This window comes from Vibrio sp. NH-7 (assembly GCF_053643215.1).
This window is the reverse complement of sequence record NZ_CM132188.1, coordinates 815,138-827,419: the sequence shown is the minus strand read 5'-3', so window position 1 is coordinate 827,419 and position 12,282 is coordinate 815,138. Positions and strand designations below refer to the sequence as shown.

General features: G+C 44.2%; 10 protein-coding genes and 1 pseudogene. 5 read left to right on the top strand and 6 right to left on the bottom strand.

Going from position 1 to position 12,282, the window contains the following annotated elements; genetic code table 11:
- Positions 1-45: 45 nt before the first annotated feature.
- Positions 46-1,806 (bottom strand): annotated as a pseudogene (locus tag ACUALS_RS17930) (methyl-accepting chemotaxis protein).
- Positions 1,807-1,949: 143 nt separating this feature from the next.
- Between ACUALS_RS17930 and ACUALS_RS17925 the strand changes: the two are divergent.
- Positions 1,950-2,558, top strand: a complete 609-nt coding sequence (locus tag ACUALS_RS17925) for a beta-phosphoglucomutase family hydrolase (protein ID WP_454449280.1) — start codon at positions 1,950-1,952, stop codon at positions 2,556-2,558.
- Positions 2,559-2,597: 39 nt separating this feature from the next.
- Here ACUALS_RS17925 and ACUALS_RS17920 read toward each other — a convergent pair whose 3' ends face one another.
- Both ACUALS_RS17920 and ACUALS_RS17915 read right to left on the bottom strand, forming a co-directional pair.
- A complete protein-coding gene (locus tag ACUALS_RS17920) occupies positions 2,598-3,902 on the bottom strand; it encodes an inosine/guanosine kinase (RefSeq protein WP_038217252.1) in 1,305 nt (434 codons plus the stop codon).
- Between the two features lie 111 nt (positions 3,903-4,013).
- Positions 4,014-4,484: a CreA family protein gene (locus ACUALS_RS17915; protein ID WP_005471353.1), complete on the bottom strand. Its 471-nt coding sequence runs from the start codon at positions 4,482-4,484 to the stop codon at positions 4,014-4,016.
- Between the two features lie 171 nt (positions 4,485-4,655).
- Here ACUALS_RS17915 and ACUALS_RS17910 point away from each other — a divergent pair, with 171 nt between their 5' ends.
- The 3 genes from ACUALS_RS17910 (at position 4,656) to ACUALS_RS17900 (ending at position 7,807) form a co-directional block, all read left to right on the top strand.
- A complete protein-coding gene (locus ACUALS_RS17910) occupies positions 4,656-5,168 on the top strand; it encodes a flavodoxin (RefSeq protein WP_454449279.1) in 513 nt (170 codons plus the stop codon).
- 71 nt (positions 5,169-5,239) lie between these two features.
- Positions 5,240-7,015 (top strand): HD domain-containing phosphohydrolase, encoded by a 1,776-nt coding sequence (locus tag ACUALS_RS17905; RefSeq protein WP_231566723.1) that lies wholly within the window; start codon positions 5,240-5,242, stop codon positions 7,013-7,015.
- A gap of 144 nt (positions 7,016-7,159) precedes the next feature.
- Positions 7,160-7,807, top strand: coding sequence for an HAD-IA family hydrolase (locus ACUALS_RS17900; protein WP_454449278.1), 648 nt, complete (start codon positions 7,160-7,162; stop codon positions 7,805-7,807).
- A gap of 463 nt (positions 7,808-8,270) precedes the next feature.
- Here ACUALS_RS17900 and ACUALS_RS17895 read toward each other — a convergent pair whose 3' ends face one another.
- Positions 8,271-9,707 (bottom strand): aminotransferase-like domain-containing protein, encoded by a 1,437-nt coding sequence (locus ACUALS_RS17895; RefSeq protein ID WP_005471246.1) that lies wholly within the window; start codon positions 9,705-9,707, stop codon positions 8,271-8,273.
- Positions 9,708-9,796: 89 nt separating this feature from the next.
- Between ACUALS_RS17895 and ACUALS_RS17890 the strand changes: the two genes are divergently transcribed.
- Complete coding sequence (locus ACUALS_RS17890) at positions 9,797-10,702, top strand: DMT family transporter (RefSeq protein WP_043886805.1); 906 nt, start codon at positions 9,797-9,799, stop codon at positions 10,700-10,702.
- A 37-nt stretch (positions 10,703-10,739) separates the two neighbouring features.
- Here the strand turns inward: ACUALS_RS17890 and ACUALS_RS17885 are convergent, their stop codons facing one another.
- Both ACUALS_RS17885 and torT read right to left on the bottom strand, forming a co-directional pair.
- A complete protein-coding gene (locus ACUALS_RS17885; RefSeq protein WP_005471369.1) occupies positions 10,740-11,195 on the bottom strand; it encodes a methylglyoxal synthase in 456 nt (151 codons plus the stop codon).
- A gap of 9 nt (positions 11,196-11,204) precedes the next feature.
- Positions 11,205-12,215: a TMAO reductase system periplasmic protein TorT gene (torT, locus tag ACUALS_RS17880; RefSeq protein WP_454449277.1), complete on the bottom strand. Its 1,011-nt coding sequence runs from the start codon at positions 12,213-12,215 to the stop codon at positions 11,205-11,207.
- Between the last annotated feature and the right edge of the window lie 67 nt (positions 12,216-12,282).

Sequence of the window (12,282 nt, the reverse complement as noted above, 5' to 3'; positions counted from 1 at the left end):
GAAAAGCCCGCAATTAAGCGGGCTTTTTTACACGTTGCGAATCAGTTATGAGGTTTTAAATTCCGCCACTGCATGATCCATTTCAGTGGCTTGTGCCGATACGCGGTCGACTTCTGTCAGGCATTGCTGAGCAGAGCGCATGTTGCCATCAGAGATGACATTGAGTTCAGTGATCGACTCACTGACTTGATTCATCACAATACCTTGTTCCTCGATGGCAGAAGCGATGCGCTCAGAATTAGCTTGGATGTTAGTCATATCATCGATAATCTGAGTCAGACTGAGGTCCAGAGAGTCTGATGCTTTGAGTGTCGCTTGCCCTTGTTCATTACACTGATCAATATCCGTAACCACTTGAGACATCTGAGATTGAATGTCCGTCACCACTTTAGTGATTTCTTCCGTAGATTGGTGTGTACGGCTTGCCAACGCCCGAACTTCGTCCGCAACGACGGCAAAGCCACGACCTTGTTCACCCGCACGTGCGGCTTCGATAGCGGCGTTAAGTGCCAATAAGTTAGTTTGCTCCGCGATTTCTTGGATAATGTTTACGGCATCACCAATCTTATCCACGTGGTTGTTCAATGAGCCAATAGATTGCTGACTGTTACCCAAAATTGACGATAATTGATCGATATTCTTAACCGTCGTTTTCACCACTTTACGACCGTTTTCAGCATTAACTGCCGCCTGTTGCACGCCCTCTACCGCGATTGCAGTACTCTCTGAGATTTCGTTGATTGTGGACACCATTTCTTGCACAGACGTTGCCATCGTAGTGGTGTGGTCAGCTTGGACGTTGAACTGTTCGATAACATTTTGCAGTTCGTCATGCATATTAGAAGTGCTTTGTGACAGCTCTGCAGACTTGCTCTGAGTGCCCGCGATTAGTTGCTCAAGTTTATCTAACAAGCGGTTGAAGTAGTTGGATATCGCAACCAACTCGTTGTTACCACCTAAATTGGCTCTCAAAGAGACATTGTTTGAGCGCGCAATTTCTTGAATGATGGAGAGTAAGCTCGCAACTTGCGTATTGATAGAACGTGAGATTTGCCAAATGATTAATAGGATCAGAATGATAACAAAGCCAGTTACCATCATCTTAAAGTTAGCCAAACGTTCCTGAGTCTCTTGCGCTTGCGAAGTCAGTGCCTGAGAGAAGGATTTAAACTGTTCTTCAACTGTGTGTTAGAGCGCACGAGTATCGCCAAGTAAGCCGACATTGTATTTAAGACCTATCGTCGTCTTTTGCGCTATCAAGGCTTTGGCGGCAGCCAACAGTGCAGTGGCATCACTAGGGATAAGAGATGTATCTAATGAACCAGCTTGAACATTGTTGTTAAATTCGAAAAGGTTCACCAGTTGGTCACTGTTTAATTTAGGTCGAACACTTTCAAGCTCAGCATTGTATCGACCCAGCAATTTATCTTCTGGGTTCAGTCCGTGCTGATTGTAGGCATTAACCAATGAGGTAAAACCGTTTTGATAATCAATGATGTCTGTACGGAGTTGCGCACTAGAGGGGAGGTCATGCTCGGTAAGAATTTTGGCTAGCTGCGACTGCGTATCCAAAAATTTGTCCATGTTGTCATTAAACTTGTCTAAGTACTTCATGTCTTTTCTGAGCAAAAAGTCTTTTTCATTGCGTCGTAAATTTAGCAGGCGTATTTCCAACTTAGCTACTAATAAGTTTGCTTGGTTGAGTTGTTCAGTCGTTTGGGCAAAGTGAGAAGTGGACAAAAGAACGGAAACCACTCCTAAAACGGCTACTGCACCCAATGAATATAGTTTATTCTTGATATTCATGAGATTACCTAAATAAGTCAAAGTTATAACATTATGAGTATTTAAGCTGATGGTAGTCTGTAATTACAATTATATCAATTTAACTTATTGCAAAAGTGTTAATCTATTTATCGTTATAGATTAGCTCAAGGATTGAATACAAGATGCTGAATCTAATACAAAAGTATGAAGGATTAATTTTCGACATGGATGGAACGTTAATCGATACCATGCCCGCCCACCTAGAAGCGTGGCAACAAACATCAGATTACTTTAATTTCCCATTTACCAAAGCGTGGTTACATAGTTTAGGCGGAATGCCGAGTTATAAAATTGCGATAGAAATCAATAAAGAGCATCATCTTTCTCTCGACCCAAATGAAGTCTCGAAATTTAAAATGCGCTGTTTTTCAGAAATTGAAAATAAAGGAGAGGTGATCGCTTGTACCAAGGAAGTACTAGAACACTTTCACGGAAAGAAAAAACTTGCGGTCGGTACGGGAAGCCAACGCAAAAGTGCACTTGCACTGCTGAAACAAACCGAGTTACTGCCCAAGCTCGATGCTGTCGTTACCGCTACCGATGTTGCAAATCACAAACCAAACCCTGATACATTTCTCGAGGCAGCGAGACAACTTGGTGTTAGCGCAAACGCATGTGTCGTCTTTGAGGATACTGAGCTTGGCAAGCGCGCTGCGCATTCTGGAGGGATGGACTGCATTATTGTCGAAGGTGATCAACTGGTTTTCTATCCGTGTCCCAATTCACAGTAAGTACGATCAAAAAAGCCGCATAACGCGGCTTTAATATGGTTAACGATCCCAGTACGCTTCTTCTAAGCTATCTTCACGTTCAGGCAATGCGCGCCCTAGTCGAGGAGAGTGCTGCGTGAGAACTTCGTAGCTAACACGGTTTGCGTACTTACAAATCTGTGAAAGAGAAGAGTAGGTTAAGTACGGCTGATCGTGTTTAGATGAATTAGGGACATTCATCAAGTGATGGCTGTTTGCCGCCATATCATGCAGAAGTGCAGAAAGCGCCGCGTCACCCGCACCATTTGTGTTTTTAATTTCAAGTGGGCCACCCAAATAAGGACCGATATGAGAATAAACTTTCAATGGTGTTTGGCAGTCGGCTTTGCGCATTGCTCGGCTAAACTCATACTTGTTAAATTCAGGTATGTTACCCGGTAACAAAGGCAGCTCTGTGTCGCGCTTGACGCTGTCTTCCGTGTAACCCGCCATATAAAGGCCTGAAGGACCTGCTGTGCAGAGCACCAAGTCAACCCAATCTAACGCTTTGTCAGCGGCCAACAGTGGGTCGGACTCACCAGTTAGAGCTTCACCTTCCTCTTCGTTCATCGCAACGATGGAAATGTTCTCTTTGATGTACTCTTGCCACCATTTGGCGTTACCCTCAATGACCCATTTTGTACCCAGCGTTAGAACCACAGGCACATTCTTGCCTTTAGCGATTTCAATTGCGCGCGCTACGGCTTTTGGCATTGGGTCTTCAGGCTTACCGCGCATAAGGTAAGACGAGACAACAAGCGCAGATGCTTTGTCAAACACATCATCAGGAATGCTTTCAGGGCGTAGGTTGTTCATCTCGCCTTCGTTGATGGCAAACGTACGCTCACCGTCATCTGAAATCAGCGTGTAACAACGGCCAATCGAACCTTCTACCATTTGTAGGTGGTTTAAGTTCATGCGAGAAGAAGTACGGCACAAGTAACGATAAGCAAACGAACCGACTTCGATATTGCGTGACATAACGCCTAACAACACTGATTTGCTATCTGCTAGTACAGAATAGTTGTGTAGGGTGTTACCTATGGTGTCACCAGGGTATTGATGAGTGATTAAGCCACGCTCAACCAGTTCGTCATAGAGTGCATCAGCTTTACTCTCTTCCAAAACGAGAGAGTGCCCTTTACTCAAGTCATATTTCGCTAGGAACTCATCGTCTACACGAGCTTCGATATCAACGATGGTTTGACCCACACCAACAATAATCGGGCGATAAAGCTTAGGGGTTTGCTTCATCTGATTTATTAATGGATCACGAGCGTGTGTAGGAAAGTAGTGCTTTGATTTGCGCTGACCAGGAAATTTCATTTTGAGGTATGAGTTGGAAATTTTGCTGCATCATATCACAAAGGTTAAGGATTGCTTTCACTTTTATTACATAGAAGAGTGCCAAACTTCAGAGTTTGGCACTTGATTGTTCTATTTGTCAGCAGTGAATGTACCGAACGCTTTTGTTCCCCAAAGTGGAACCGTAGACAAGCTATGTTTGAAGCTACCAGAGGTTTCTTTTGTAGAATAAGAAAGGTACATAATAGTCTGATTTTCGACGTCTAAAATTCGGCGAATCTTCATGCTTTTGAAGAAGATACTTTTTGATTTTTTGAAGACAACTTCCCCTGAATCCGATTTGTCGATCTGAGCGATCATCTCTGGCGTAATTTCACCGGTTTGACGACAGGAGATAGAGCTGTCACTTGGGTCAGCTAGGCTGAAGTCCGCTTCAATCGACGCAACGTGACAGGTCACACCCGTTACAATGGGATCTTGCATGTGATTGAGTTTGATATCTTTCATTGTAAAAAGGCCAAGACTAACATCACCAACTTCACCGCTATCACAAGCTGAAAGGGAAAGAGCAAGAATTGAAGCCACTGTAATCTTTTTTATCATAACGAAGTTCATCCTAAACAAAGGGTTGATTTCTGAGTGACGACTCTATGATGTGCCGCCTATGCTCTTAGCATATCAGCTTTCGATGTGATACCGAATAGCCAAGAAAACACTTGTTTACGCGTGTGCTTATCGATAAGCTGACGCAAAATATCGACACAAGTTATTCAAATGAAAGTATCCGGCATAGAAATCGCTAAAACGAAAAATAATTGGTTGTCAGAACAGATAGATGTCCAATATCCAACCAAAGAGAGTTTAGCAGGTCGTTCGTTATACTTGTCTACAGCCGCTCAATCGTCAGTCGTCCCATTAGATACCGCAGTGAGTGCTGATATTGGTTTGACTAGCGATGACCTATTTCTTGTCGATTTTCATCGCCTAACAGTCATGTTTGCGTTGTTGCAATCTAAACGTTGGGAGCAGCAAAGCGAACAAGAACTGATTGTCGAGTTTCTTACACAAATCATCTATTCTGATCCCTGTACTTTGTACGTCGCTTTTAAAGAAGGGGAGCCAGTTGGAGCGGCAATCCTAACCCAAGTGGATAATCAGTTCCTGGTGTCAGACGTTGTGTTAACACAAAACCAAACTTTGGCGAATAAGCACGCGTTTTCTTTATTGTTGGTCAACAAGTTGAATGTTAACTTGAATGAATATAGTGACGTCTATCTAGAAATCTAATGATTGCTAAATGCGATGTGCATTCAATATGTTACTCTGTGGCATCTCCATCGTTATAAGAATCTTTCACCTTGCTGTTGCGTCGGTTTGTCTATTTACTCATTGCGGTCTGCACTCCTTCCGCTTTTGCTCACGTTGAGCATTGGCAACCTAAACATGTACTCATCATCCACTCTTATGAGCCCTCATACCAATGGACAACTCAGTTCCAACAAGGCATTGAGCGGATTACCAATCAGTATCCAGAACCCGTTAAACTCTCAATAGAGTACTTGGACACCAAGCGCATTACTTCTCAAACTTATCTCGATGCATTTAAGCAGTACTTTGCGATTAAATACGATAACTACCATTTTGATGCTGTTCTCCTGACCGATGACAATGCTCAGAGACTCGTTAGTCGCTGGTCACCCAATCCATTTGCCGGCCTTCCTATCATTGCCGGTGGCGTCAACGATTTCTCTGCATCTCTCGACCATGTTACCGACAAAGCTAAGATCCTCTATGAACGCGATGACATTCAAGGAACGTTAAATTTCCTCGACTCGTTAAATCAAAACTGGGAAAACCTTTATTTGTTGACTGACTCGAGTCACACGGCGAGCTTAATCAAAACAGCGTTTGAGCAGGAACTCGAGACCAGTCGTCTAGCTGATATTCCGTTTACGATTGTGGAGGGGAAAAGCCTCGAAAATACGGCGCAATGGTTGACGACATTGGGTAAAACAGATGCGGTGATACTTTCACACTACAATACAGAGGTCGACAAAGGTCACTACTACAGTTACGAACAAATTGCGCATACACTCGCGGAAAAAAGTGCTGCACCAATTTTTGTTTTCTGGGAGTTCTACATCAATCACGGTGTGGTTGGGGGCGTGGTCAACCGACCAGAGGATATCGGTGAGCAAATGGCTGTAGAGTTGGCTCGCTCTCTATCGATTGATATGTCGGGCCTTGATATCGCACATTCCGGATCTCGGGCGGTGGTCGAATATGAAGCATTCATAAAACATAACCTTGATCAAGAACTCCTACCAGATGACGTGATACTACTAAACCCGCCAAAAAGCTATGTTAGAGATAACATCGAAACGATAGGGTATTCATTAGTCTCGTTCTTCTGTTTACTCGCGGTCATCATTAACCAATCTCGTACGATCAATCAAAAGAGAGAGCTCAATTTAAAGAGTCGTAAGATCGTTGAGTTGCAAAAGAAAACCATGCAAGTGCAGAAAGAAATGATACATGTTCTCGGAGAAGCAATAGAAACGCGTTCTGGGGAGACAGGAAACCACGTAAAGCGAGTTGCAAAGCTATCCGCACACTTGGGAAAACTAGCTGGGTTGACTCATCGCGAAATTGAAATGCTTGAAGTTGTCAGTCCGATGCATGACGTCGGCAAGATCTCCATCCCTGAGGCGATTCTCGATAAACCGGGTAAGTTGACTGCTGACGAATGGGAAGTAATGAAAACGCATACTCATGCCGGTTACAACTTACTTAGCAGCTCCAAAGGGGAGATGTTTAAGATGGCGGCAATCATTGCGTATCAGCATCATGAAAAGTGGGATGGTACTGGTTATCCGAATGGCCTATCTGACCAACAAATTCATATTTTTGCACGAATCACAGCCATTGCCGATGTCTTCGATGCCCTCCTGAGTGTGCGCTGTTACAAACGCGCTTGGACAAACGAAGAAGTCAAAGCACACTTTATTCATCAGGCGGGTAAAGAGTTTGACCCAGAGTTAACGTCTCTTTTAATCGAGCACTATTCAGAATTTACTGCGATACGACATTGTTATCCAGACGCCGTAAAAGAGCAATTATCTATCGCGGTGTAACTTTGTTCAATTAACCCCAAATAGTGACTCACCATTGAATTTTTATATTCAATGGTGCGCTTATTCAGATTCTGTTAAGCCAATCATGCGAACTTACCTCTTCTCGCTTATTATTTCTCATGGCGAATTAAGAAGGTAATAATAATGACAAAACCTCAAATTAAATGTGTAATTTTCGATTGTGACGGCACGCTTGTCGACAGTGAGCGTTTGTGCTGTGAAGCGTTGTGCCAAGCGTTCAACCATTTTGGCGCAAATTTATCGATGGAGGATGCCATCAGTCACTTTGAAGGGGGAAAGCTGGCCGACATTTTATCAATGACGAAGCAACGTCTGGGTGTAAAAGTGTCTATTGATAAGCTCGAGCCCGTCTATAGAGATTACTTAGATGGACTATTTGATGCGCAGTTACAACCAATGGAAGGTGTGTTTGATGTGCTCGACTACTTCGATACGAGAGGGATAGAGTATTGTGTTGCCTCGAATGGACCAAGAGTCAAAATCGAACGAGCACTTGAGCTGACGGGGTTGTTGCCTCAATTCAAGGGTAAAATATTCTCAGCGTTTGATACTAACAGTTGGAAACCCGAGCCCGATTTGGTGATGTATAGCGCGATGAATATGGGTTTTCGACTTGAAGAGTGTATGTATGTTGACGATACACCAAAAGGCCTAGAAGCAGGGGTTAGAGCGGGCGTTAAAACGGTCCATTTAATCGGTATCAATGAACGCGCTCATGAACTTAACATTGAAAAAATTCGCCATTTAAAAGAGTTAGAACAGTGTGTCTAAAATTAAAGGCCACGTAAATTGTGGCCTTTAAACAAAAATTAGTGATAAGCGTGATGGGTGGCGACTCGATTTAACCGTTGATGGATCAACAGCTGCACATGAGGTTGATGAACGACTATTTTATCGACGTCTTCGAAAAAAGAGCCACATTCAGCACAGAGAAATTTGTTCGTATTAGATAGTAAATATTCATCACTGCCGCAAAGTGGGCAGCAAAGCGTCTCTTCATTATTAGGTTTGGTCATTGTGAGTTACTCCTGCAGCAAAAGAGCGAACTAAGGTTGCTAGTTATTCTTTCTATTATGGTTATCTAAACTACTAGTCTTAAAACTTACTAGCTATTCTATTTTAGTCTAACGTACCGTTTGGTATTTCTGACGGGTAGTGGTTTGTCCAAATAATGGGAAGCAATTCACTATTAAACGGTAAAATCCTATAAATCGAATCAATAGCAATTTCATTATTAAGCTTCAACATGCTGTGCTACTAACTTGACCAACAATTCAACACCCTCTTTCCAGTTCCGGTATAAACTAAGGTTGGCAACACTAATACGAAAGTAGTGCTGGTATTGCCCCGAAGTACCAAATACTGAGCCAGGCAAAATACTCACTTTATTGGCTTTGCAATCTCGATATAAAGCAAAGCAATCAGTTTGCTCAGGTAGCTGAATCCATAAGAGAAATGAACCAGAAACAGGAACGACTCGATAACGGCCTTTCAGTTTTGGATATTGACTCGCGCTTTGATGGAACTCATTCAAAAACTGCTTAACATTACTCTGATAAAGGCGAGTCATCCTTGTGAGGTGCGCTTTGTACTTTCCCGAACTTAGAAACGTTCCGACGGCAGACTGCATCAAATTTAAGCTCCCCATGTTGTCGCAAAGCAAGAGTTTTTCGATCGTTTGTCGATATTGACCAGCGAGCATCCAACCAATTCTCAGTCGTGAATCTAGGTTTTTGGACAACGAATTCACGTAGATGACACGTTGCTCTGTGTCTAGTGAGCGAATGCTGGGCAACTGAGGTTGGTAGCTCAAACAGCCAAACACGTCATCTTCAATGATTGGAATCGTAGAAGGGGTCGTAAGTATGTCACGTCGCGCATTGAGAGGCATTAAGGAGCCGGTGGGATTAGCAAAATTGGGTGTCACAATAATGGCTCGAATGTCCCAACGGGCAATGGCCTCTTTCAATGCGTTAATTTTAATGCCATCACGTGGGCAACTCGGAATCTCAACCGCTTGCAAGCCCAGAGACTCAAGGAGCAATAAAGTGCCGAAGTAGCAAGGGGATTCAACGGCGATGATATCTCCGGGTTGAGTCGTTGCTCGTAACGCTAAACTGATCGCTTGTTGTGCACCATGGGTGACTAGCAACTCGCTGATTGGCGCGGGTGTACCTAGTTCCTGAGTTAACTTGGCAAGTTGTTTTACGAGCAATGGTTCACCGGGAGGAAGCTGATAATGGCTGAGAATGTTTGCTTGTTGACGACTCTGTCTGCCAATTTCAGCATATAGAGACCGAATAGCGGGCGCATCAATACAGGGGTGAGCGGAGCCTGTTGGCAATAGCTCCTTGTAATCAGGATACGATAGAATTTCTTTGCATACACCCAACAAATCGACCTCAGACGGCGCGACTGTTTCTATCTTCTCTTCTATTGATGCGAGCACTCGGTAGCCCGACTTAGAGACAGCCTCAAGGACGCCAATCGCTTCAAGCTCTTGATAGGCACGTATCACAGTGTTTTTGCTCACAGACAGTCGTTCACTAAGCTGCCTGATCGAAGGGAGCTTGTCTCCACTTTGGAATACGCCTGATTCGATGGCATTTCGCAGATAGTCAATAACACTCTGATATTTGCTTTGCTTCGCTCCGTATAAATCTGTACCCATAAAACTCAACCAAACTGTCACTATTAAAAGAATGTGTACCCATTACATTAGCAACTTCAGTCAATAAAAAACAATGTTGGTGTGAGTTTATGTTTATCAGGATGGTTCCCTTTGTATTCGTTGTGTTGTGGGCTTCAGGATTTGTCGGCGCTCGGTTAGGGCTGCAATATGCAGAACCGGCGACGTTGCTTACGATAAGAATGCTCGCCAATGTGGCGCTATTTACCTTGATTGTTATTTTTCTCCGCCGCCGCGTGCCAACAGGGGCTGGTTTTTGGCATGCTTTCGTTGTTGGCGTGCTGATCCACGGTTTCTACCTAGGAGGGAGTTATGTGGCTATAGGGCTCGGAATGCCTTCAGGTTTGTGTTCTTTGCTCGTTGGTACACAACCTATCGTGACGGCTGTATTGTTAGTTAGCTTTGCCAATCAACACTTTTCAAAAGCTCAGTGGTTTGGATTGGCGCTCGGGTTTCTTGGAATTACACTGGTCTTACTCGGCAAAATGGAGTGGCAATCTGACACAGATAAAGTTCTAGCGGTTGGGGTATGTGTATTTGCTTTAATTGGCATCACATTGGGTACGTTATATCAGAAACGGTACTGTCATGACCTTGATATGGTGGGGAGTGCGCTGGTTCAGTACTTTGCCGCGTTGCTTCTATTTTTGCCTTATGCCCTGATGTTCGAAACCATGACGGTTCAATGGGACGTTGAATTTGTACTGACACTCGGGTGGCTAGTTATAGTCTTGTCTTGTGCCGCCGTGTTGCTGCTCTTATATATGGTAAAACATGGCGCGGCGTCGAGTGTTGCATCGGTTTTCTACCTAGTGCCACCAGTGACCGCAATTCAAGCTTGGTTGATGTTTGGTGAGTCGTTGGATGCGATGGGAATACTTGGATTTATACTAGCAGCGTTTGCGGTCTATTTGGTTACTCAGCGTGGTCATAAACCGAGCGAGCAGCCAGTTCTAAGAGAGTGCGACTCCAAATAGCGAATGAAAAATGCCTGCTGTGAGCAGGCGTTTGGTATTAAGTGCGTTTTGCTAGGTAGGCTTCGTAATCTGGCACTTCGATATCGACTTCTTTTTCCATCAGCTCAGAGGAAAACAAGAACTTCGCCGAAGCTCTGTTTGTCGCAACGGGGATGTTCCACACGCTGGCGATACGAAGTAGGGCTTTTACATCTGGATCGTGAGGAACAGCGTTTAGTGGATCCCAGAAGAAAATCAGCACGTCGATTTTCCCTTCGGAGATTAGCGCACCGAGTTGTTGGTCACCGCCCATTGGGCCGCTAATCATCGATTTAATAGCTAAGCCCGTTTCTTTGCTTAACATAGAGCCAGTCGTGCCGGTCGCGTACAAAAAGTGGCGTTGTAACTTTTCTTTGTTTTCGTTAACCCAGCGCAATAGTTCCGGCTTGCAGTTGTCATGGGCAACCAGAGCGACATGTTTGTGTGCAGGGATGGTACGAATTGTCTTTTCCATTCAGACTTCCTAATTGTTCTCGTTATAGACATAAAATGTAGGGCGATATTCAGAAGGTGACAGCGACTGTGCAATCACCTGGCGATTAAGTTTGTTTGGTGTTAATGCTTCAATGATTGGCGCTTCGTTGTGCTTGTATGGTTCGCCATTGAGATAAGCAATCGCCTGACGGACGGAAAGCCGTCCTTGCTCAACCATTTTATCGGTTGGAGCGAACTCGACGCGTGATCGCAGCAAACCACGGTAAACACCATGACTTAAATAAGTCGAGACCAAACCAACTTGATCCGACTTGTTTACGCTACGTAGTTCACTGATGGCAGCCTCGATCGCCACCGCACTGCCAACAATATAGTCGAGGTCGTCGTGCTCTATCGCTTGCTGCACTAGGTTACGCTGTAACTCTTTGTCGTTATCTGCCCATAGCGTATCCACGATCTGCAAATCGCTGTCCTTAATCGCTGAGTAAAAACCTCTGATAACTGGCTTGGTACCACCGCTAGATTTAGGGCCGGGAAGCAAAACGATGTTTGTTTCTCCTGAACCCTTCGGGTGCTTTTGACTGAGGTATTCGCCCGTGTAAAACCCCATCCAATACCAATCAACACCGACCTCACCTTTTAGCACAGTACGATTAAAATCGTCGAGTACTAACTGGTTTACGGTAGCAAAAACCGGAATTGAGCCAGTGTATTGGCGCAAAGAGTCATAGTATAGGTCCGGCGCAACCGTTCCTAGAATAATGGCATCCGCATCCCAGCGTACGCACAGTTGCAAATGTTCTTTTTGTTTCTCCAAGTTTAAATATCCGCCCGCCTCAAGGACACGCAAATCGACATTGTTGATTCGTGATTCATCGACCATCCCGTAATTAACAGACAACCAATAAGAATCTTTAAGGTGAGGGTAGATTGCGCAGATTTTTAGCTGATCTTCCGCTTGAGCGCCAACGCTAAATAAACCGCCGATCAACAGACCGGTTGGTAAAAGGAGCTTAGTCACGGAGGAGATCAAAGACATAGTGCATTTCATTGGAAAATGGAGGTTAAACACTGCAGAATATAGCGCATTCTATCAGACTTAAAAA

Bases quoted from the DNA above. Each gene is read 5' to 3' on its own strand.
- torT (WP_454449277.1), bottom strand. From the start codon at position 12,215: ATGTCTTTGATCTCCTCCGTGACTAAGCTCCTTTTACCAACCGGTCTG.
- ACUALS_RS17915 (WP_005471353.1), bottom strand. From the start codon at position 4,484: ATGATAAAAAAGATTACAGTGGCTTCAATTCTTGCTCTTTCCCTTTCA.
- ACUALS_RS17885 (WP_005471369.1), bottom strand. From the start codon at position 11,195: ATGGAAAAGACAATTCGTACCATCCCTGCACACAAACATGTCGCTCTG.
- ACUALS_RS17920 (WP_038217252.1), bottom strand. From the start codon at position 3,902: ATGAAATTTCCTGGTCAGCGCAAATCAAAGCACTACTTTCCTACACAC.
- ACUALS_RS17895 (WP_005471246.1), bottom strand. From the start codon at position 9,707: ATGGGTACAGATTTATACGGAGCGAAGCAAAGCAAATATCAGAGTGTT.
- ACUALS_RS17910 (WP_454449279.1), top strand. From the start codon at position 4,656: ATGAAAGTATCCGGCATAGAAATCGCTAAAACGAAAAATAATTGGTTG.
- ACUALS_RS17890 (WP_043886805.1), top strand. From the start codon at position 9,797: ATGTTTATCAGGATGGTTCCCTTTGTATTCGTTGTGTTGTGGGCTTCA.
- ACUALS_RS17900 (WP_454449278.1), top strand. From the start codon at position 7,160: ATGACAAAACCTCAAATTAAATGTGTAATTTTCGATTGTGACGGCACG.
- ACUALS_RS17925 (WP_454449280.1), top strand. From the start codon at position 1,950: ATGCTGAATCTAATACAAAAGTATGAAGGATTAATTTTCGACATGGAT.